The 21,466-nt window shown below is 34.8% G+C and carries 13 protein-coding genes, 16 tRNA genes, 2 rRNA genes and 1 pseudogene (1 of these 32 running past the window's edge); 2 read left to right on the top strand and 30 right to left on the bottom strand.

The window, feature by feature from the left end:
* Positions 1 to 194: 194 nt before the first annotated feature.
* A complete protein-coding gene (gene opuD / locus ACUL40_RS22580; RefSeq protein ID WP_000591574.1) occupies positions 195 to 1,745 on the top strand; it encodes a glycine betaine transporter OpuD in 1,551 nt (516 codons plus the stop codon).
* 101 nt (positions 1,746 to 1,846) lie between these two features.
* Here opuD and ACUL40_RS22575 read toward each other — a convergent pair whose 3' ends face one another.
* From ACUL40_RS22575 to ACUL40_RS22515, 13 genes and pseudogenes are all read right to left on the bottom strand, one after another.
* The gene (locus tag ACUL40_RS22575; RefSeq protein ID WP_000289531.1) at positions 1,847 to 2,710 is read right to left on the bottom strand and encodes a GNAT family N-acetyltransferase; all 864 of its coding nucleotides are present in this window, start codon (positions 2,708 to 2,710) and stop codon (positions 1,847 to 1,849) included.
* Between the two features lie 156 nt (positions 2,711 to 2,866).
* Entirely contained in the window at positions 2,867 to 5,947 is a 3,081-nt protein-coding gene (locus tag ACUL40_RS22570; protein WP_445423152.1) for a leucine-rich repeat domain-containing protein, read from the bottom strand.
* Between the two features lie 128 nt (positions 5,948 to 6,075).
* The gene (yhbH, locus tag ACUL40_RS22565; RefSeq protein WP_000503517.1) at positions 6,076 to 7,251 is read right to left on the bottom strand and encodes a sporulation protein YhbH; all 1,176 of its coding nucleotides are present in this window, start codon (positions 7,249 to 7,251) and stop codon (positions 6,076 to 6,078) included.
* A 453-nt stretch (positions 7,252 to 7,704) separates the two neighbouring features.
* On the bottom strand, positions 7,705 to 9,600 hold the full coding sequence (locus ACUL40_RS22560; RefSeq protein WP_000353273.1) for a PrkA family serine protein kinase: 1,896 nt from the start codon (positions 9,598 to 9,600) through the stop codon (positions 7,705 to 7,707).
* Positions 9,601 to 9,985: 385 nt separating this feature from the next.
* Positions 9,986 to 12,054, bottom strand: a pseudogene (locus tag ACUL40_RS22555) (sensor domain-containing protein).
* Positions 12,055 to 12,181: 127 nt separating this feature from the next.
* Positions 12,182 to 12,670: a tRNA (uridine(34)/cytosine(34)/5-carboxymethylaminomethyluridine(34)-2'-O)-methyltransferase TrmL gene (gene trmL / locus ACUL40_RS22550; protein ID WP_000538147.1), complete on the bottom strand. Its 489-nt coding sequence runs from the start codon at positions 12,668 to 12,670 to the stop codon at positions 12,182 to 12,184.
* 58 nt (positions 12,671 to 12,728) lie between these two features.
* Positions 12,729 to 13,616 carry an amidase domain-containing protein gene (locus ACUL40_RS22545; protein WP_000260591.1) on the bottom strand — a complete coding sequence of 296 codons (888 nt, stop codon included), beginning with the start codon at positions 13,614 to 13,616 and terminating at the stop codon, positions 12,729 to 12,731.
* 44 nt (positions 13,617 to 13,660) lie between these two features.
* Entirely contained in the window at positions 13,661 to 14,803 is a 1,143-nt protein-coding gene (gene queG, locus ACUL40_RS22540; protein WP_000345215.1) for a tRNA epoxyqueuosine(34) reductase QueG, read from the bottom strand.
* Positions 14,804 to 15,002: 199 nt separating this feature from the next.
* Positions 15,003 to 15,076, bottom strand: a tRNA-Gly gene (locus tag ACUL40_RS22535).
* A gap of 115 nt (positions 15,077 to 15,191) precedes the next feature.
* The gene (locus tag ACUL40_RS22530) at positions 15,192 to 15,842 is read right to left on the bottom strand and encodes a DsbA family protein (RefSeq protein WP_000841307.1); all 651 of its coding nucleotides are present in this window, start codon (positions 15,840 to 15,842) and stop codon (positions 15,192 to 15,194) included.
* A gap of 187 nt (positions 15,843 to 16,029) precedes the next feature.
* Entirely contained in the window at positions 16,030 to 16,806 is a 777-nt protein-coding gene (locus ACUL40_RS22525) for a transglycosylase domain-containing protein (protein WP_000664715.1), read from the bottom strand.
* Between the two features lie 493 nt (positions 16,807 to 17,299).
* Positions 17,300 to 17,761 (bottom strand): NUDIX hydrolase, encoded by a 462-nt coding sequence (locus tag ACUL40_RS22520; protein ID WP_000400469.1) that lies wholly within the window; start codon positions 17,759 to 17,761, stop codon positions 17,300 to 17,302.
* A gap of 146 nt (positions 17,762 to 17,907) precedes the next feature.
* Positions 17,908 to 18,627, bottom strand: coding sequence for a YebC/PmpR family DNA-binding transcriptional regulator (locus tag ACUL40_RS22515; RefSeq protein ID WP_000532952.1), 720 nt, complete (start codon positions 18,625 to 18,627; stop codon positions 17,908 to 17,910).
* 351 nt (positions 18,628 to 18,978) lie between these two features.
* Here ACUL40_RS22515 and ACUL40_RS22510 point away from each other — a divergent pair, with 351 nt between their 5' ends.
* Positions 18,979 to 19,299 (top strand): DUF3884 family protein, encoded by a 321-nt coding sequence (locus tag ACUL40_RS22510; protein ID WP_000149743.1) that lies wholly within the window; start codon positions 18,979 to 18,981, stop codon positions 19,297 to 19,299.
* A 210-nt stretch (positions 19,300 to 19,509) separates the two neighbouring features.
* On the opposite strand, the gene ACUL40_RS22505 is transcribed toward ACUL40_RS22510, so the two are convergent.
* From ACUL40_RS22505 to ACUL40_RS22425, 17 genes are all read right to left on the bottom strand, one after another.
* Positions 19,510 to 19,591, bottom strand: a tRNA-Leu gene (locus ACUL40_RS22505).
* Positions 19,592 to 19,601: 10 nt separating this feature from the next.
* Positions 19,602 to 19,672, bottom strand: a tRNA-Cys gene (locus ACUL40_RS22500).
* A 14-nt stretch (positions 19,673 to 19,686) separates the two neighbouring features.
* Positions 19,687 to 19,761, bottom strand: a tRNA-Gly gene (locus ACUL40_RS22495).
* A gap of 5 nt (positions 19,762 to 19,766) precedes the next feature.
* A tRNA-Gln gene (locus ACUL40_RS22490) sits at positions 19,767 to 19,841 on the bottom strand.
* 63 nt (positions 19,842 to 19,904) lie between these two features.
* A tRNA-His gene (locus ACUL40_RS22485) sits at positions 19,905 to 19,980 on the bottom strand.
* Between the two features lie 19 nt (positions 19,981 to 19,999).
* Positions 20,000 to 20,073 (bottom strand) — tRNA-Trp (locus tag ACUL40_RS22480).
* Between the two features lie 7 nt (positions 20,074 to 20,080).
* A tRNA-Tyr gene (locus tag ACUL40_RS22475) sits at positions 20,081 to 20,164 on the bottom strand.
* 10 nt (positions 20,165 to 20,174) lie between these two features.
* A tRNA-Thr gene (locus ACUL40_RS22470) sits at positions 20,175 to 20,250 on the bottom strand.
* Between the two features lie 18 nt (positions 20,251 to 20,268).
* Positions 20,269 to 20,344 (bottom strand) — tRNA-Phe (locus ACUL40_RS22465).
* 9 nt (positions 20,345 to 20,353) lie between these two features.
* Positions 20,354 to 20,429, bottom strand: a tRNA-Asp gene (locus tag ACUL40_RS22460).
* A 3-nt stretch (positions 20,430 to 20,432) separates the two neighbouring features.
* Positions 20,433 to 20,509, bottom strand: a tRNA-Met gene (locus tag ACUL40_RS22455).
* Positions 20,510 to 20,535: 26 nt separating this feature from the next.
* A tRNA-Val gene (locus ACUL40_RS22450) sits at positions 20,536 to 20,611 on the bottom strand.
* 4 nt (positions 20,612 to 20,615) lie between these two features.
* Positions 20,616 to 20,690, bottom strand: a tRNA-Glu gene (locus tag ACUL40_RS22445).
* A gap of 17 nt (positions 20,691 to 20,707) precedes the next feature.
* Positions 20,708 to 20,799, bottom strand: a tRNA-Ser gene (locus ACUL40_RS22440).
* A gap of 2 nt (positions 20,800 to 20,801) precedes the next feature.
* Positions 20,802 to 20,876, bottom strand: a tRNA-Asn gene (locus tag ACUL40_RS22435).
* A gap of 8 nt (positions 20,877 to 20,884) precedes the next feature.
* Positions 20,885 to 21,000 (bottom strand): 5S ribosomal RNA (rrf, locus tag ACUL40_RS22430).
* A gap of 100 nt (positions 21,001 to 21,100) precedes the next feature.
* Positions 21,101 to 21,466: ribosomal RNA gene (locus ACUL40_RS22425) — 23S ribosomal RNA — on the bottom strand; it runs 2,556 nt beyond the window's last position.

Genomic DNA, 21,466 nt, shown 5'->3' with positions numbered 1-21,466 from the left:
ATGTAACAATATAAAATGCAATATTTCATATTATTTCTTCCTATAATTTGTACATATCGTGAACGCATTGCTCTTTACCTCCCTAAAACAAATTGCATCCTTTCACATTATAAAAAGGGAATTTTTTGACAATTAAAAACTTAATTGTTATGATTATTATAATTGTTAACTTTATTAAATAAGGGTGGGATTCTATGATAAAAAAAGAAAACAGTGTATTTTATATCTCCTTCTTGCTAACAACATTATTCATTATATGGGGAATTACCCCAGCAAGTTGGATACAAGGCTACGATTTACAAAGTGTTACATCTTCTTTAAACTCATTTATCCTCAATAAATTTGGATGGTTTTACTCTCTACTTATGACTACAATGATTATTTTGGCTGCTTATTTAGCATTTTCCAAGTACGGTTCTATTCGTCTCGGTAAAGATGGAGAAAAGCCAAAATATAATTATCCATCTTGGCTATCCATGTTGTTTGGGGCAGGAATGGGAATTGGACTCCTCTTTTATGGAATCGCTGAACCGATTTCACATTTTACAGATCCGTTAACAGGAAAAGCAGGTACAGAAGAAAGCGCCAAACTCGCTATGCAATATTCATTTTTCCACTGGGGACTCTTTCCGTGGTCACTATACGCAATGGTCGCTTTAACAATTGCATATTTCACATTCCGCAAACAAAAAGGTAGCACTATCGGGGCTACAGTTACTCCATTATTTAATCGATCGAAAAATTCCCGTATCGGAAAAACAGTTGATATTTTAGCTGTTTTAGCCACAGTGTTTGGCATTGTACCATCTGTTGGGATTGGTGCTCAACAAATTGCTGGAGGATTAAGCTATTTATTCCCTTCCATTCATAACACTTTACTTACTCAGCTCGTACTTATAGCTATCTTCGCTGTTTTATATTTAACAAGTGCACAAACTGGCTTAGATCGTGGGATTAAATATTTGAGTAACTTGAATTTCTCTCTTGCAGGTATTTTACTCATCTCTTTCTTACTTTTAGGACCAACTGTATTTATTATGAAATATTTCACATCTACACTCGGTTCTTATATCGGCGCTTTACCTAGTATGGGATTAAATTTAGGAGCATTTAGTGAAAAATCTTCTTCTTGGATTGAAAACTGGACTATTTTCTATTGGGGATGGTGGATCTCTTGGTCTCCATTCGTCGGCACATTTATCGCACGTATTTCTAAAGGACGCACAATAAAAGAATTTATTTTTGGAGTTGTATTAGTCCCAACTCTTATCTGTACATTTTGGTTTGCAGTATTTGGTGGTACCGCAATTCATATGGAAATGTTCCAATCGCTTGGAATAGCTGATGAAATTGCAAAAAATGGTACAGAGATTGGATTATTTGCTGTTATTTCACATCTACCATTTTCTACCTTTTTAACGATTATCGGGTTAATTTTAGTAGCCACATTTTTCGTTACTTCTGCCGATTCAGCAACATTTGTTGTTTCAATGCAAACGAGTAACGGAAGCTTATCACCGAAAAATAGTTTAAAACTTATATGGGGATTAACAATCGCGATAATTGCCGCTCTTTTATTACAAGCTGGAGGATTAAATGCACTACAAATCGCAGCTATCATCGCAGCACTACCATTTTCTATCGTAGTCGTTCTTATGGTCATTTCGCTCTTTAAGGAGCTGCGAAAAGAAGATGTTAATTTGCAAACAAAAGAAGTATCTCAAAAAATAAAAAAGGTTATGTAACGATTAGCACCTCAAATTACTTCTGAATCCGTAACAACTGGGGGAAAAGTAGATTAATAAAACCCATTCGTATGAAATATAATTTTCATACGAATGGGTTTTCACTCTATTATATAGTGTTGTAAACATGCCTTCTCCTCAAATCCTACTTTCTTGTACAATTTCATCGCACGATCATTATTCGTATTCAAACATAATTCTATCTCCTTCATTCCTTGGAAGGAAATAATATACTGAATTGCCTTTTGTAATAACCGCTCTCCGACACCTTTTCTTCTACTATTTTCAGCGGTTGCAATAAATTCGATATTCGCTTCTTGAAACTCTGGATTTACTTCCACATATACATAACCTTCTAACTTATCATTCTTCATACTTACAAATAATTTATTCGTATTACTTAAACGTTCAATAATTTCGTTTCCGTCATAATACGTATTAGAAAACACATGATTGTGTAAAGCGATAAACTGCTCAAACACTTGTGGTAAAGCCTCTTCTACATTACATATAATACGGTGCTCCACAATATTATTTAAAACGAGAATACTATGTCGACCTTGTTCTTTTGCATGTAAATTCCTCATTAAACGGGCACAATTATTATTTTCCACATGATAAAAACCATAAAATCTCTCAATATGAAAAGGCACCTTTTCTATAAGTTCCTTCCACATATGTAAAGCAACTTCTTCCCAATTCTCTGCGATAATAAACGGCCCCCATATCTCTGCACATTTCTTTACTTCATCCACATCAAATCCTAATAAACCTATTAAATTATTATTCTCATAAGTAGCAACAAAAGATTGTTCCCAGCCTATATCTGAAAAATCATGAATAATTGTCTGTAACAACTCCTCTTTCTCATCTCCACAATAGCCAACATGATGAGTAGCATCTTTATTCATATTCGCAATAAATGCTGCCACCTCTTCAATTTTCAAAATAGAACTGACATACATAACCTCTCCTCCTTCACTAATATATTCACACCTTTTCCATTTATATCCTTCTAAAAAAGACATCACCATAAGCATATTTCAAAATGAAATCGCCATGATAATGTCTTCTCAAAAACTCATATAATCACCTTACGTTATAATAAGATAAAACGTTTTTTATTTCTTAAATAATCTCTTTCTAAATACAAACATACTCAGTGCTGAAAGAACTAACGCTATGCCTGAAAGTAATGTTGATGTATTCTCTTGTCCACCTGTTGCTCCTAATGATTTCTTACTTTCTTCTTGCTTATTAACAGCTGGTTTATTTTCTTTCACAACTTGATTATTCACGTTTTGTTCTTGGACTACTGCTGATTGATTTACCGCGTCTTTTGAACCTTCAATTTCTTTTCCTGTTTCTTTTACCTCCGCTTTCGATCCTTCAACTCCTGTTGTTGGCTCGTCCACTTCCTCTTTCGCTTCTTCAACTTCTTTCGTTGGCTCTTTTACTTCCTCTTTTACTTCTTTTACCGGTTCTTTCACTTCTTCTTTTGTTTCTTCAACTTCTTTTACCGGTTCTTTTACTTCTTCTTTTGTTTCTTCAACTTCTTTCGTTGGTTCTTTTACTTCTTCTTTTGTTTCTTCAACTTCTTTTACCGGTTCTTTTACTTCTTCTTTTGTTTCTTCAACTTCTTTCGTTGGTTCTTTTACTTCTTCTTTTACCTCTTCAACTTCTTTTGTTGGCTCTTTTACTTCTTCTTTCGCTTCTTCAACTTCTTTTACCGGTTCTTTCACTTCTTCTTTTGTTTCTTCAACTTCTTTTGTTGGCTCTTTTACTTCTTCTTTCGCTTCTTCAACTTCTTTTGTTGGTTCTTTCACTTCTTCTTTTGTTTCTTCAACTTCTTTTACCGGCTCTTTCACTTCTTCTTTTGTTTCTTCAATTTCTTTTACCGGCTCTTTTTCTTCTTCTTTTTCCACTATATTCTGTATAACTGTTCCGTTAAACCTGATGCTAATTTCATCAGAATCTAAATCAAATTTATACACCTTTTCACCTAGGGTATTCCATTTTATTACTCCGTTATTAAACGTCCCTCCCTCACTTGCCAATTGAATATTTTCAATACTTTCTCCTTCTAAATCATATACAGGAACTTGAATTTCTTCGTTTATTTTTGCATCATTTAAAATGATATTTTGTCTTCCAACATCAATTGTAAACCACTGACCTAATTGTATTAACGGCCTTACATCACGAATCTCATTCCCAGCTAGATTTAAGCTAAATAAGTTTAGCATGGAACCAATAACCGTTACATCTTTAATATGATTGTCCGCAAGATTTAACCACTGTAAATTTTCCAATGAAGATAGTGGTGTTATATCTTCAATTTGATTATGAGATATATTCACATTATTCAATTGTTTCAAGTTTGAGATGAACTCAATATTTTTCAGGCCTACTCCTTCTAAAGTGAGGTTTTCTAAGTTCGTCATGTATTCTAAACCTGTTATATCTTTTATCTCATTTCCTTTTTCTTTAAGTATCTCTAGTTTTTTAATCTGTAATAAATCTTCTTTTGTGATAGGAGCGTTTACATTCTCTCTACCTAAATTCTCTTTATTAATATGTTGTTGTAAAGTTTTATCGAGAATTACATTTTGACTTTCTTTTTGTTTTTCAACTATATTCTGTATAACCGTGCCATTAAATCTTATTTTACTTTCAGTAGAATTAGTATCTAGTTTAAATTCATATATTTTTTCTCCAGGACTATTCCATTTTATAAATCCGTTATTCAGAGTAGCCCCCTCACTTTGTAGATTAATATTTTGAAGTGGCTCTCCTTTAAGGTTGTATACTGGGATTTTTATTTCTTCATCTACACTTGCTTCATTTAAAAAGATTTTTTGTCTTTGAATGTCAATTGAAATTCGCTTACCTAATTCCTCAACAGGCCTTACGTCAAAAATTTCATTAGCTCCAAGATTTATCTCATGTAAATTTGTTAAGGTGCTCAGCGGCGATACATCAGAGATATAATTCTCTTCTAAATTCAGCACTTGTAAATTTCCTAATTGAGATAATGGTGATATATCTTTTATTTCACTATCAGAAATTTCTAGTTCAATAAGATTACTCATTTTACTAATAGATTCAACATTATTAATTTTATTGTTCCCTATCCATAATAGTTCCACATTATTTAATCGATCAATTCCCGTAAGATCACTGATTTGATTATTTGCTAAGTATAATTGTTTCATAGTTGATAATGTAAATAATGGCTGGATATCTTTAATGTTATTACCGATTAAATCTAATGTTTTAATTTTTTTCATTTTACTTAATGGTGTAAGATCAGAAATTTTATTATCTCTTAAAAAAAGCATATTAATATTCTCTAGCTGCTCAATTGGGTGAATACTTTCAATTGAATTAGACGTTAAATCAACGTACTTCAAACCTCTCAATTTCGAGATGGCTGATATGTCTTTTACATTAGACTCTCGTAACGTCAACTTCTCTAAATTTGTCATATACTCTAAACCAGTTATTTCATTTATTCCTTTACCAGAATAAATGGATAACGTTTTAATTTTTAATAAATCTTTCTTTGTGATTGGCGCATCAACATTATCTCTATCTAAGTTGTATTTATTAATATATTTTTGTAATTGCTTATCTAATATTACATTTCCGTTTTCATCTTGTTTCTCCTCTTTATTTTCCTTTTGTGCTTCTGGAACATCTTTATCTAAATTCAATGTATTTACTTCAAACTGTACTTGGTACTTATTGTCATAGGCCATTGTTGGAATATAAATATGCATTCGCATATTATACCTTTTTCCTAATTCCCCTACTTCAAACTGAATCACTTTCGTTCCATTTTTCTTTTTGTCTTCTGATATTACTTTCACATCATGAAACACACCTGGAGTGTGAATATCCTCTGTCTTCAAGTATTGAAAGAAATCACTATCACTTAACGTTGCTGTTACAATTTTCTTTCCATTCTCAATTGTTAATTTCGGATCCTTTATATAAACAGCTGCCATAGACTCTTCATTCGTTTTATCTTTATACGCTTTAATAACAGCGTCATATGTACCATCTTCTAAACCTTGTCCAGTTTTATTCGCCTCAATTGCTACTGCCGCTAAAGCAGGTGTTGAATACACAGCAAACGGAAGTGATAACGCCGCCGCTATAATCATTGCATTTATACGTTTTCTTTTATTTTGTTTCAACTTTACATCTCCTCTGAAATATATAATTCAAAATGTAATCATTTCTCGAATAAATGATAATGATTTTCATTATCATTGTCAACTAAAAAAATAAAAAGTTTACAAAAAAAGAACCTCTTTAAAAGAGGTTATGCCATTTTCTCACCTGATTCTTCTCTAAAAAAGCTTTTCATCGCATGAAATACGTCTGCTTTTTGCTTTAAAATATAGTATCTAAAGTTTTCATCTTTAATATTTTTATAGGCTGACATGAGTGTACTGTGGCGGTTGTACTGATTCACTTCCCCATACCCAAACATATTACACTTCTTCATTAATTCTTCAACAAGTTTTACACATCTAGCATTATCTGATGTTAAATTATCACCATCTGAAAAATGGAATGGATAAATATTATAGCGGTCTGGTGAATATTTATTATCGATAAGTTCTAATGCTTTTTTATATACGGAAGAACATATTGTTCCGCCACTTTCTCCTTTTGAGAAAAATTCTTCTTCTGTAACGACTTTCGCTTCTGTATGATGAGCAATAAATTCAATATCAACTGTTTCATACTTTGTGCGTAAAAATCTTGTCATCCAGAAAAAGAAGCTACGTGCCATATATTTCTCCCATATTCCCATCGATCCACTCGTATCCATCATCGCTAATACAACAGCTTTTGAATCTGGCTTTAATACTTCATTCCAAGTGCGGAACTTTAAGTCTTCTTGATGAATTGGATGAAAAGATGCTTTACCACCCATCGCATTTCGTTTATATGCGGATATCATTGTTCGTTTCTTATCGATATTTCCCCATAATCCTGTTTTTCTAATGTCATTAAATTCAACATGTTCAATCCGGTTTTCATCCATTTCTTTTCTCTTTAAATTAGGAAGTTCTAACTCTCTGAAAAACGCTTGCTCTAATTCTAAAATAGAGACTTCAGCTTCATAGTAATCTTCCCCAGCTGCATCTCCTGCTCCTTGCCCTTTTCCTGGCCCTTTTTGTTTTTGACCACCTGATCCATCTCTCGCAACGACATCACCAACTTTGCTGTCACCGTTTCCTTGCCCAACATGTTTATTTTTATCATAATTGTATCTAATCTTATATTCATCTAGAGAACGAATTGGTATTTTTACAACATCCTTGCCATTAGACATAACTATACTTTCTTCTGTTACAAGATCGGGTAAATTATTCTTAATTGCCTCTTGTACTTTTTCTTGATGGCGCTGTTGGTCGTCATATCCTTTGCGATGGAGGGACCAGTTTTCCTGTGAAATCGTATAATTTGGTTGATTTTCTTCGCCCATTCCTTTCCCTCCTTACTGTAATTGTCTTCCTGTATGAACAGCAATCTATAAATTTTGTTCTGTAATATGCAAGCTAGAATATTTGAAAGGTAACTGCCCACAGAAAATCATCCCATAAACATTTATAACGTTTTTCATACAATACCCCGAGCATCCTAAACAAAATTTTGCCACTCACATAAATAGAAAGAAATATTCAGCCACTGATAAGAAAGAAACACAATGCATTGTTGCACACATTTTTACTTTGCAACATATTGTATTGTGTTGGCTTTTTTCGTATGAATGGTTGGTTACTCTATCATATGCATATTGTAAAAATAATTGACAATAAATTCATAAAATTGCATCTTAATTTATTACATTTGGACAAGGTATGACACTTTATACACATATGAACGGATAATAAAACGCTGTCCCGCAAAATACAAGAGACAGCGTTTTGTTATCAAACTATCTGTTTAACAAGCTACCTACATAGCGTAGTAATTCATTTGCTGAAGAAGAATTATAACCATGCTCATCAATTAAACGCGCAACAACATCATTGATTTTCTTAAGCTGATTTTCGTCCGGCGTTTTCGTTGATGTTGTAATTTTCACTATATCTTTTAAATCAGCAAATAGTTTTTTCTGAATCGCTTCACGAAGACGTTCATGTGAATTATAATCAAAGCGTTTTCCTTTACGGGCATAAGCAGAAATGCGAATTAAAATCTCTTCACGGAACGCTTTCTTAGCATTTTCTGAAATTCCAATTTGCTCTTCAATTGAGCGCATTAATTTTTCATCTGGACTCATTTCTTCTCCTGTTAACGGATCACGTAATTTCGATTTATTGCAGTACGCCTCAACGTTATCTAAGTAATTATCCATAAGCGTCTTAGCTGATTCTTCATATGAATAAACAAACGCTTTTTGTACTTCTTTCTTCGCGATTTCATCGTATTCTTTTCTCGCTAATGAGATGAAGTTCATGTAACGTTCACGGTCTTCATTACTAATGGATGGATGCTGATCTAGCCCATCTTTTAAAGATCTAAGTACATCTAACGCGTTAATAGATGGTACCTCTTTTCGAATGATTGTAGACGAAATTCGGTTAATGACATAACGAGGATCAATACCCTTCATACCTTCATCTTGATATTCGCGTTGTAATTCTTCTACATCAATCGCATTATAACCTTCTACCGTTTCTCCATCATACAAACGCATCTTTTTAATTAAATCAATATCCGGACGCTTCGGATCTTTTAAACGAGTTAAAATAGTGAACATTGCTGCAACGCGAAGTGTGTGTGGTGCAATGTGAACATTCGATACATCACTTTCACGAATCATTTTTTCATAAATATGTTCTTCTTCACTTACTCGTAAATTATAAGGAACTGGCATTACAATAATTCTTGAGTGCAATGCTTCATTTTTCTTATTTGCTATAAATGAGCGATACTCTGTTTCATTCGTATGCGCTACAATTAATTCATCTGCTGAAATAAGCGCAAATCTTCCCGCTTTGAAATTCCCTTCTTGCGTAAGCGATAATAAGTGCCATAAAAACTTCTCATCGCATTTTAACATCTCTTGGAACTCCATCATTCCTCGGTTTGCCTTATTTAATTCTCCATCAAATCGATACGCACGCGGATCTGATTCTGAACCATATTCTGCAATCGTAGAAAAGTCCAGACTACCTGTTAAATCTGCAATATCCTGTGATTTTGGATCAGACGGGCTAAATGTACCAATCCCTGTACGGCGATCTTCAGAGAAGAAAATACGCTCTACAACTACATCCTCAATTCTTGATCCGTATTCTTGCTCTAAACGCATGACATTTAGTGGTGATAAATTCCCTTCAATTCTAACCCCATACTCATCAAAGAAATCATCTCGTAAATGATGTGGAATTAAATGCAGTGGATCCTCGTGCATTGGGCATCCTTTAATTGCAAAAATTGCTCCGCGATCTGTTCTTGAATATGTTTCTAATCCTCGTTTCAACATTGTAACTAACGTTGATTTCCCTCCACTAACAGGACCCATTAATAATAAAATTCTTTTTCTAACATCTAATCGTTTTGCAGATGGATGAAAATATTCCTCTACAAGACGTTCTAGAGCATCCTCTAATCCAAAGAGCTGATTACTAAAGAAGTTATACTTTCTTCTACCATCAACTTCTTCAATTCCAGCGTCTTTTATCATATTGTAAATGCGAGAGTGTGCTGTTTGAGCCACCCATGGTCTTTCTTTCACAAGCTCCAAATACTCCGCAAACGTACCTTCCCATTGTAAACGTTCTTCTGCTGCTCGATGCTGTTCAATCTTTTTTAGAATATCCATTATAGCTCCTCCCCCATCTCCTTGTTCAATCGGATTATTATAAAAGGTATGCTAGGATGTCCTTAAACATTCTTTAAATCAAAACGAAATATATAATAGCACGCTAAAATTCTCTCCAAAATTCAAAGAAAATTCTGTATAATATAGGTATTAACATTTTTACACTGCTATTCATTATAAATAAATTCTTTTCTTCTAAGAACCTTACATACATTTTGGATAATAAATAAAACTCATAAACCGAAAACAGTAAGGAGGATATTAGTATGAAATTATTATTAATTTTAGGTGTATCACTCACATTTCTTACAGCTATTTTTACATCCGGTTACAATGACAAACCAGGTACACATAAAAAATGATGTGCTTTTAGCACATCATTTTTTTATTTATAATACATATTTTCCATATCATATTTGGATAGTGGTCGGCTATAATAATAACCTTGTACAAGCTTCACATTCTTTTCTTTCAAAAACTGTATTTGCTCCTTTTTTCTACTCCTTCTGCAATTATATTCAATTCTAAAGTATGAGCTAAATGAATAATTGCAGCTGTAATATTCGTATCACGTTCATCTATATGTATACCTTCCATAAAAGAACGATCAATTTTTAAAGTATCAATTGGATATGTTTTTAAATAACTTAAAGATGAATAGCCTGTTCCAAAATCATCTAAATGAATCTTTAAATTTTGTTCTTTTAATTGTAGTAACACTCTCTTTGATATATCTTTATGTATAAGAGCTCCTTCTGTAACCTCTATCGCTAATAAATGAGCTGATACATTGTACTTATTTAAAGCCCGTGTAATCATCTCTATTAATGTAATAGAACGAAAGTGTCTAGCTGAAATATTAACCGCAATTGGGACCACTTCATATCCTTTATTTAACCATTCGCGCAGTTGCTGACACACTTGATTTACTACCCATTCATCGAGCTTAATAATAAATCCTGTTCTTTCTGCCAACGGAATAAATTGGTTTGGAGAAACAAATCCTAATTCCTTATTCTCCCACCTTATTAAAGCTTCCATACTAGCTATTTTTTTCGTTTCAATATTAATTTGTGGCTGATAATATAAGAAAAATTCATTTTTTTCTATAGCACGATGTAACTGGTTTTCTATTATAAACCTTTGTTCACGCTCACAGTCTAATCCACTACAATAAAAATGATAATGTCCTTTTCCTTTTTCTTTTGCTTTTTCTAAAGCAGCATCGACCCTCTGAAATAGTATTTTTTCATCTTCTCCATCTGCTGGAGCCATTACAATTCCAATTGATGCACTTAAATATACATCTTCTTCTTCGATTACAAAATATTCACTAATATTTTTCAGTATGCTTTTTGCAACTTCCTCTACATATTCTTTCGTTATATTTTCTATCAACATAACAAATTGATCATCGTGTTCTCTAAATAAGTGCATACCTTCTATTTTTAGATTGCTTAAACATTCTGTAACTTTTTGTAATACTTTATCTCCCTCTTTATGACCAAATGTATCATTAATACGATGAAACTCATCTAAATCTATAAATACAAGCGCAAAATTTACACTCTCATTTAAAAAAGTATTTAACTTATTTGTACATGAAATTCTATTCATTAATCCCGTTAACTGGTCATAGTAAGCTAAATATTCTGTTCGCATTTCGTTTAATACTTGCCTTGTAACATCTCTCGTAACAATATAAATCCCAACAATTTCACCGTTCACAATAATCGGGATAGTTCTCAAAGAAATATATAGCTCGTACCCTTCTTTATGAACATATTTCTTTGAAACAATTTGTTTTGCTTTTCCTTGCATCGATCCCTTAAATATAATTTGAAAATCTTTTTCATATTCTTTATTAATGAATTCAAAAATAAATTTATTATTTAATTCCTCATACCGGTATCCAAATATTTCATACGTTGCCGGATTTGCATATGTAACTCTCCCTATAGAATCTATAGATATAATTGAGTCATTATTATATTCCAGTAACGACTTAAATAACATTTGTTTTTCCTCTATCTTTGTCTTCTCCTCAATTTGAGCTGTAATATCTCTTGTAATACAAATAACAAATTGACATATTCCTTCTTCGTCGCAGACAGGATTAAGTGAAGATTCATAATGTATCTCACCTTTTGGTAAATTGACTACATCACAAAAGGTGTGTGCTTTCGCTTCTCTCACTACTTTTGCATATTGCCTTTGCAATATCCCCGCTATATCTTTTGGTAATACTTCTGCAAAAGTTTTTCCATAGCACTCTTCGCTTAACCTAGCATAATCCATTCCTATTTTATTCACATACATATATTGAAACGTTTCATTATCAATAACTTTCAATATGAATACTAAATCTTGAATAGCATGTAATAATCCTTGTCTAATTAAATCCATATCTATCATACTTAAAAAGGTATTTTGATTACTATATTCTTCCTTCATATTTATCTCAACCCGTCTTATCTATTTTTAATCATATATCCCATTCTATATGATTATGTCCTCTCTTTTAAATGTATGATTATATATTATTTTTATTTTATAAAAAAAAGTCGCCATATGGCGACTTTTAATAAACGATTTCTAAATCTAATCCAGGGTAATTTTGTTGACGGAACGCTTCATAAATTAAAATTGCTGCTGTATTAGATAAATTTAATGAACGTACTTTATCTGTCATTGGAATACGTAAACAATGATCAAAGTTTTCTTCGATTACATTAGCTGGTAAGCCGTTTGTTTCTCTTCCAAATACAAAATAGTAATCCTTCTCACGCTTGCTATAGTCAAACGCTGTATGAGCTTTCTCGCCATACTTTGTTAAATAGAAGAATTCACCGTCTTTATTTTTTTCATAAAATTCTTCAATTGAATCATAATACGTAATTTTTACGTGCTGCCAATAATCTAATCCTGCACGCTTTAACATTTTATCATCCGTTGAAAATCCAAGCGGTCTAATCAAATGTAATTCTGTTCCAGTTGCTGCACAAGTACGAGCAATATTCCCTGTATTTGCTGGAATTTCTGGCTGATATAAAACAACATGTACTCCCACGCGATATTCACCTCTGTTTTTTGTCTACTACGTATTATACCACTTGAGCGAAAAATCTCTACCCATTAATAATATGAAAGAATTTATATTTCATTTGTGGTGTATATTTACTAGAGTCTTCATAGTTCCAATAACGTCGACGGCTATTCGCTGAATGTGCATTTACAAGCGGCATACCATCTGCATCTTTTGCTACTACAATCGTCGTATGATTCCATCTTCCGTCATCCTCGAAATCATAAGCAATGACATCTCCAAGAATAAGTTCTTCTGGCCTCTCTACCGCCTCTGCTCGAAGTCCTGTTGTAGCACCTGACAAATACCAATAAAAAGAATGTGCAACAGCCCAGCTCCAACTCCACTGATTCTCCCTTTGCCACCATCCTTTACGAATATTAGGATACCCGTTCATAGGTACTTCTCCAGTATGAAGACATTGAGAAATGAAATTCGTACAATTATCAGGGAAATTACGATACATAGGATTCCGGTCATCCCACCAACGCTCTGCATATTTCACTGCCTCTAAACGATTATACTGATAAGAACCGTACTTCTCTTTCGTAATATCCCTTTCTAATGTCTCACCCATTCTAATTTCTTCTGACACTTCAATAGCAGAATCGCCTATAATTCGACTATTATTTAAACAAACTCTTCGTTTTAATTGTTCCTCTTCAATATAAAATAATTCTTTATGCTTAATTAAATATTTAAAATGTATTTGATAATCAATTTCTTGATGGTCATTACTATTTAATTGTCTAATGAAAGAAACATCCGCAGTTGCTTTCACTATATGTGCACTACGCCTTTGAAACAATTGTTTCTTTCTCAGTGCCATTTGTAGTAAATCCTCAGCAATACCATCCACATTCGTTCTTTTCTCCGTTATATATGCTAAAAATTGTTGTACTTGGTTTTCAATCTTCGTTTTTACAACCATTCTGTCTCCCTCCCATATTACAATATGAAAAAGGGAAATATTATCTACTCTTTTTTCTGTGCTAACAATTCAAGCCCGCGATTCATTTCATGAAGCACTTCTTCATCTTTCTCACGTTCCATCGCTTTCTCAATCGCTTCGCCTACTCCATCTCCGCCAATTTTCCCAAGTGCCCATGCTGCCGTTCCGCGTAGTACCGGTCTTGGGTCATCTTTCATAACACCAATTAAATCTGGAATTGCCGATGCTTCTTTAAAATGTGCTAATGCTAAAATCGCATTTCTTTGCAGTGGTTTTTTCCCTCTCCATGACCCTGACATAATCCCATATTTCTCTTTAAAATCACGATTACTAATTGTTAAAAGTGGCGTTAATAATGGTTTAACTAGCTCAGGATCCGGCTCCATCTCAGGATGATTATGAAAATCCATTCCTTTGTTTTTCGGACAAACAGTCTGACACGTATCACATCCATATATGCGATTTCCTATTTTATCGCGATATTCTTCAGGTAGGAATCCTTTCGTTTGTGTTAAAAACGCAATGCACTTCTTCGAATCTAACTGTCCCCCCTGTATTAAAGCACCGGTAGGGCAAATATCGATACATTTCGTACAGCCTCCGCATTGATCTTCTATCGGCTTATCTGGCGGGAATGGAACATTTGTAATCATTTCCCCTAAGTATACGTACGAACCAAATTCAGGTGTAATAATAGAGCAGTTTTTACCGCTCCATCCAATACCAGCACGCTCTGATACAGCTCGATCACTTAATTCACCTGTATCAACCATGGACTTCACTTCTATATCGGGAAGTTTTTCAATTAAATATGCCTCTAATTTTTGCAAACGATCTCGTAAAACAAGATGATAATCTTGTCCCCAAGAAGCACGACAAAAAATCCCACGGCGTTCTCCACGCTTACTTAATGGTGCATTTTTTAATTTTGAAGGATATGCTAAAGCAATCGCAATAATTGATTTAGCACCCGGTAATAACAGTTGCGGATTCGTTCTCTTCTCTATATCAGGCTCTTCAAATCCAGATTGATAATTTAATTGTTGTTGCTGGATTAAGCGCTGCTTTAATTCCTCAAAAGGAGAAGCGCTCGCAAAGCCTATTTTATCTATGCCAATTGTTTTACTATACGCAATTACATCTTGCTTTAATTGTTCAAAATCCACTCTTAATCGCCTCCTCAGATGAATCCACCCCTTATGTAACCACTCTATTGGTTAGTAATTCACGTTTGGAATACTATCATTTACTTCTATTTTCGCATGTAATTATATTTTTCAAACATTAAAAAACGCAATGCCTCGTTTATCTCGGAAACGAAACACTGCGTTGATCACAATTTATAGAAAAACTTTTAATAAAATTTGGAGCGGGTGAAGAGAATCGAACTCTCGACCAGAGCTTGGAAGGCTCTTGTTTTACCACTAAACTACACCCGCAAATATGAATTACATATAAGATATTAGAATAACTTATGTAAAATAGTATAGCATGTAAAAAAAGTAGAGGCAAGAATTTTATCGAAAAAAGTCGAAAAAGTGATGAGAGACCTCATCACTTTTTCAATTCTTTATCAATTGCCTTCTTCATACTATCAAAATCAGGATTTGCAAGATTTCCGTTTACATATACAGAAGGAGCACCTTGAACTTTTAATTTTTGAGCACGATCTGAATCTTTACTTACTTTTTCTTTAATGTCTTTACTGTGTAAATCTTTCTTAAATTGCTCTACATCAACTTTTGGAAGTTTCTCTTTCACAATGCTAAGAAGCAAATCTTCTGTAATCCATTCTTCCGTATCTTTCTTTTGATTTTGATAAATCTCATCATAGAAAATCCAGAATGAATCTTTATCTTGTTTATAAATTGCTTCACCAGCTGCTGCACCTAAATCTGAGTCTTTTCCGATAAATGGGAAGTTAATAAAATATAACTGCACTTTGCCTTTATCAATATACTCTTCTTTTAATCGAGGTAATACTGTTACATCCCAAGTACGACAAGCAGGACATTTAAAGTCTCCAAATTCAACTACCTTAACTGGAGCATCATCTTTCCCTAAAGATTGTTGCGTAGAATAAGCAAACATCTCATTCCCTTTATCTTTTTTGTCATTTATGATGCTATACGCAATTGTTCCAATTACAATCAATACTGCGATAGAAAAAACTATACCAAGAGCCATGAGTTTATTTGATTTCATATACATTCCTCTTTAAATTCATATTCTGTATACAGCATTGTACACAATACACATAATATCAACACTTATATACGTCACGCAATGAACACGCTCACATAAATTACAAAAACACAATAATTGTGACGATATTGTGTCACAATTTGTCACAATTTATTCAAAAAAAGAAGCTCCTCTGTAGGAACTTCTCTTAACTTACTGCTTTTTTACGCGCGCTATTTAACATCGACTGCTCTATTTTTATATCATGACGAATTACCAATTTCTCACTAACTGCTTGAACATACTCATCATGGCTTATATAGCCTTCTTTCTCCATTAGTCTCAAAACGACATTACGTCTCTCTACTGCTTTATCATAATTTTGGGCAGGTGAGTAATAAGCAGGTGCTTTTACTACAGCAGCCATCATTGCACTTTCAGCCAACGTTAATTGGTTCACCTTTTTACCGAAGTAAAGGTTTGCTGCTTTTTCAATTCCCCATGCTCCTTCTCCATAATAAATATTACTTACATATAATTTTAATATTTCATCCTTCGTAAATGTGCGTTCAATTTTTTTCGTATAAAAAATCTCTTTCCACTTCCGAGAAAATGTACGTTCATTCGTTAAAAAGGCATTTTTAGATAGCTGCTGTGTAATTGTGCTTCCTCCTTGCACGACACCACCAGCCTTTATATTCTCAACAGAGGCCCTAATAATTGCTATATAATCTAAACCGTTATGATGATAAAATCTTTTATCTTCTGTCGCAATAAATGCATGTGTTAATGATTCTGGCACCTCTAACTTAGCCGGTACATGTAATTTACTAATATCACTTTTCTCAATCATTACATTTCCAATGAATAATAACGTACAACTTAACAATAATAATAATATAATGGCTTTATAAAAAAGTTTAGTCATTGGATTTAATGCAACTTTTTGATGATAGTTCACCCTAGATAATACTCGTTCTTTCATCTTGAACACCTCTTTTCCACACAGCATATAACTCTTACTTTAAGAATACATTGTTGTAAAAAAATATCCCATCGATTTCTCTTACACGTACCTTACATCATTGTAAGGTATAAAGTGAAACTTTAATCGGTCCTCATTAATCAAGCTTACTGCCTAGCAAATAGTGGGATAAAAAAGTATTGTATCACAGTCTTTTTTTATCTACTATTCATCTGAAATATTGAATATAGGTTATGTTAAAGTACGAATAACCAATAAAAGAGAAACCCTTAAGACTATTATATTTTCACTTTACACTTTAATTATATCATCTACAAATATATATACTTTTGACTATCTAGTAATCTAAATGTATATAACATATAGATTTATTATACAGAACAAACGTTCTTAAAATCAATACTAGTGCTACTATTATTTTGACCTTTTTCTTAAACAGTATACAAAAAAAGAGTAGTGATTCGAATGTATCTCAAATCGGCTACTCTTTTCTTTACAATCTTCCTATTAAATTATACGGCTGTACTTCCCACGTTTCATACGGAATAAAATGTGTTGCTCTCATTGCATCAAGCGTTCTGGATTTCATATGAGGACGCGTTATATACTCATCTATGTTCTCTTCATTTAAATCAACAAATTTAGCCTCTTGTATTTCTTCAGGTTGAATTTTTATTTCACCACTTATATATGCTACTTTAAAAACAACAGCTAGAATATGCATAGAAGTATTATAATAAACGCCTGTAATTCCGATAGGCTTCACCGTTAACCCTGTTTCCTCTTTTATTTCCCTACAGACAGCTTGATCGAGCGCTTCGCCTTCTTCTACCTGTCCTCCTGGCAACTCCCACGTATCAGCTCGCCAGTGCACTTTTGTTAATAACACTTCATTTTTTCCATTTGTTAAATAACCGGCTACAGCAACGATATGCTTTGGTGTCTTATGTTCCATATTAAGCCTCCTAGAGATAATGAATATTTTATATATCCCTATAATTATATTCCCTACCTACAACAAAATACCTTTAATACTTCATCACCTTAATTAACTTCATAAAAAAGACCCTATCCGCTAAGCGAAAAGGGTCATCTATCGTATTACTCTCCTAAGTCTACGTTGTGATAAACTTGTTGAACATCTTCTAAATCTTCTAATGCATCAACCATTTTCTCAAATTGTGCTTGAGCATCTTCAGGAAGTGTTACATCACTTTGTGCAAGCATTGTTAATTCTGCAACTGTAAACTCCTCAACGCCAGCACCTTTAAGTGCAGATTGTACTGCATGAAATTGATCTGGTTCAGCATACACGATAACAGAATCTTCTTCTTCTAGAATGTCACGTGCATCTACATCTGCTTCCATTAAAATTTCAAGAACTTCATCTGATGTTTTACCTTCAAGGCCGATAACAGCTGTCGCATCAAACATGTAAGCTACAGAACCGTTCACACCCATATTACCACTATTTTTGCTAAATGCAGCTCGTACATCTGCTGCAGTACGGTTTACGTTATTTGTAAGTGTATCTACAATAACCATAGCTCCATTTGGTCCGAATCCTTCATAACGAAGCTCGTCATAATTTTCTTCTGAACCGCCTTTTGCTTTTTCAACTGCACGATCAATAATTGTTCTTGGAACATTGTATGTTTTCGCACGCTCTAATACAACTCTTAGTGCTTGGTTTGATTCTGGATCTGGCTCGCCTTGTTTTGCTGCCACATAAATTTCACGCCCAAATTTCGCGTATATACGGCTTGTATTTGCATCTTTTGATGCTTTTTTGTCTTTAATATTGTTCCATTTACGGCCCATACTTTCCACTCTCTTTCCCGTTTTAAATCTACATAAAAATATTAATATGAAATATAATGTGTGTTCAACACATTTTTAAAAGAAATATAAAAAGTTCATTTTTGATTCATATTACAGACATAATATAAATCACTATCATTTTGTTCTTTCGACAAGTTATATTATACATGAATTCCTACGTTTATTACGAATTTTAGAAGCACATAGTATAATTTAACAAAAAGACTCTAACATTTCTGTTACAGTCTTTTTATATTGCCAATAAACATTTCCATATTATTCCCATAATTGTTTTCTATTGTTGTACAATAAAAATAGGAAAAAATTTGAAGAAAAGATGGAGGGTGAATTATGACACATTCCAAAGACAAAAAATCACATGCTTTTAAAGGAATAGGAGAGAAGTTAAACCCAACTATCTATCAAGTGAGATTCATGAAATTAGATGAACCAATTCGATTTGAGTCGTTTCCTGAATTAAAGGAATTAGGAGACTGGTTGAGTACTTCAACGCACATGTGGTCATGCCACTCAACTATGTACAAATACAACAGAGAAGAGTTTGAAAAGAAGTTCTTAGAAATTACGAAATTAACAGCTGATCATGTACTAATATCTACTGGTGGCGTCGGATTTAACTTCATGTCACCAGGTTGGAGAAATTCTCTATAAAATAATGAAATTATATAAAGGGATAAAAATTTATCCCTTTATTGTTTTGTAGCTTTCCCCAACTGTATCGCATGTACTAAATGAATAAGTTTACCTTAATCATTTATAACCATTTCACCAACACACCATTTTTGCTTATTTTATAGTATGATGAAAACATAAAAAGACTCTACACATTTGGTGTAGAGTCTTTTATTACGCCGTTCATGATACCGATGGTCGGGGTCGAACCGACACTCCCGAAGGAACACGATTTTGAGTCGTGCGCGTCTGCCAATTCCGCCACATCGGCACAAAAGAAAAGGCGGCAACCGGATTTGAACCGGTGATAAAGGTTTTGCAGACCTCTGCCTTACCACTTGGCTATGCCGCCATATTAAATTTTATTGGAGCGGAAGACGGGATTCGAACCCGCGACCCCAACCTTGGCAAGGTTGTATTCTACCACTGAACTACTTCCGCAAAAATGGCTGGGCTAGCTGGATTCGAACCAGCGCATGACGGAGTCAAAGTCCGTTGCCTTACCGCTTGGCTATAGCCCATCGAATTCTTACTTAATTATATGTAAGTATCCATTAGATTATTTGTAATTTTTAAAATAAAAATGGGGCGACTGATGGGAATCGAACCCACGAATGCCGGAGCCACAATCCGGTGCGTTAACCACTTCGCCACAACCGCCATGTTGTGTAAATATATTTGGCAGGGGCAGTAGGAATCGAACCCACACTGGAGGTTTTGGAGACCTCAGTTCTACCTTTAAACTATGCCCCTATGTAAATGGTGGAGGGGGGCAGATTCGAACTGCCGAACCCGAAGGAGCGGATTTACAGTCCGCCGCGTTTAGCCACTTCGCTACCCCTCCGAAACTTACATGGTGCCGGCTAGAGGACTTGAACCCCCAACCTACTGATTACAAGTCAGTTGCTCTACCAATTGAGCTAAGCCGGCGTATTTTATTAAAATAAATGGTGGCTCGGGACGGAATCGAACCGCCGACACGAGGATTTTCAGTCCTCTGCTCTACCGACTGAGCTACCGAGCCTTATTAAAATGGCGGTCCCGACCGGGGTCGAACCGGCGATCTCCTGCGTGACAGGCAGGCATGTTAACCACTACACCACGGGACCATTTGGTTGCGGGGACAGGATTTGAACCTGCGACCTTCGGGTTATGAGCCCGACGAGCTACCGTGCTGCTCCACCCCGCGATAATACTATTCATATAAAATTTATATGGTGGAGGATGACGGGATCGAACCGCCGACCCCCTGCTTGTAAGGCAGGTGCTCTCCCAGCTGAGCTAATCCTCCAAAGTGGTGACCCGTACGGGATTCGAACCCGTGTTACCGCCGTGAAAGGGCGGTGTCTTAACCACTTGACCAACGGGCCAAATATTATAAATCCTATGGCGGAGAGCAAGGGATTCGAACCCTTGATACGCTTGTGACGTATACACGATTTCCAATCGTGCTCCTTCGGCCAACTCGGACAGCTCTCCAATGGCTCCGCAGGTAGGAATCGAACCTACGACCGATCGGTTAACAGCCGATAGCTCTACCGCTGAGCTACTGCGGAATAATATTGCCTGGCAACGTCCTACTCTCACAGGGACAAGGTCCCAACTACCATCGGCGCTAGAGAGCTTAACTTCCGTGTTCGGTATGGGAACGGGTGTGACCTCTCTGCCATCATTACCAGACATTATTCTTTTGAGACAATCATTATTATAACTTATTTACTTTAAAAGTCAACAAGTTTTTTATGTTCTCTCAAAACTAGATAACATTGCTACATATTATATGGTTAAGTCCTCGATCTATTAGTATTCGTCAGCTCCACATGTCACCATGCTTCCACCTCGAACCTATCAACCTGATCATCTTTCAGGGATCTTACTAGCTTACGCTATGGGAAATCTCATCTTGAGGGGGGCTTCATGCTTAGATGCTTTCAGCACTTATCCCTTCCGCACATAGCTACCCAGCTATGCCCTTGGCAGAACAACTGGTACACCAGCGGTGCGTCCATCCCGGTCCTCTCGTACTAAGGACAGCTCCTCTCAAATTTCCTACGCCCACGACGGATAGGGACCGAACTGTCTCACGACGTTCTGAACCCAGCTCGCGTACCGCTTTAATGGGCGAACAGCCCAACCCTTGGGACCG

The organism is Bacillus sp. KNSH39 (assembly GCF_052656585.1).
The sequence above is the reverse complement of the archived record's forward strand: the minus strand, read 5'-3'. Positions and strand labels throughout refer to the sequence as shown.

Excerpts from the sequence above, each read along its gene's own strand:
- opuD (WP_000591574.1), top strand. The coding sequence starts at position 195 with ATGATAAAAAAAGAAAACAGTGTATTTTATATCTCCTTCTTGCTAACA.
- ACUL40_RS22575 (WP_000289531.1), bottom strand. The coding sequence starts at position 2,710 with ATGTATGTCAGTTCTATTTTGAAAATTGAAGAGGTGGCAGCATTTATT.
- yhbH (WP_000503517.1), bottom strand. The coding sequence starts at position 7,251 with ATGGGCGAAGAAAATCAACCAAATTATACGATTTCACAGGAAAACTGG.
- ACUL40_RS22560 (WP_000353273.1), bottom strand. The coding sequence starts at position 9,600 with ATGGATATTCTAAAAAAGATTGAACAGCATCGAGCAGCAGAAGAACGT.
- ACUL40_RS22545 (WP_000260591.1), bottom strand. The coding sequence starts at position 13,616 with ATGGTTGTAAAAACGAAGATTGAAAACCAAGTACAACAATTTTTAGCA.
- ACUL40_RS22530 (WP_000841307.1), bottom strand. The coding sequence starts at position 15,842 with ATGAAATCAAATAAACTCATGGCTCTTGGTATAGTTTTTTCTATCGCA.
- ACUL40_RS22525 (WP_000664715.1), bottom strand. The coding sequence starts at position 16,806 with ATGAAAGAACGAGTATTATCTAGGGTGAACTATCATCAAAAAGTTGCA.
- ACUL40_RS22520 (WP_000400469.1), bottom strand. The coding sequence starts at position 17,761 with ATGGAACATAAGACACCAAAGCATATCGTTGCTGTAGCCGGTTATTTA.
- ACUL40_RS22515 (WP_000532952.1), bottom strand. The coding sequence starts at position 18,627 with ATGGGCCGTAAATGGAACAATATTAAAGACAAAAAAGCATCAAAAGAT.
- ACUL40_RS22510 (WP_000149743.1), top strand. The coding sequence starts at position 18,979 with ATGACACATTCCAAAGACAAAAAATCACATGCTTTTAAAGGAATAGGA.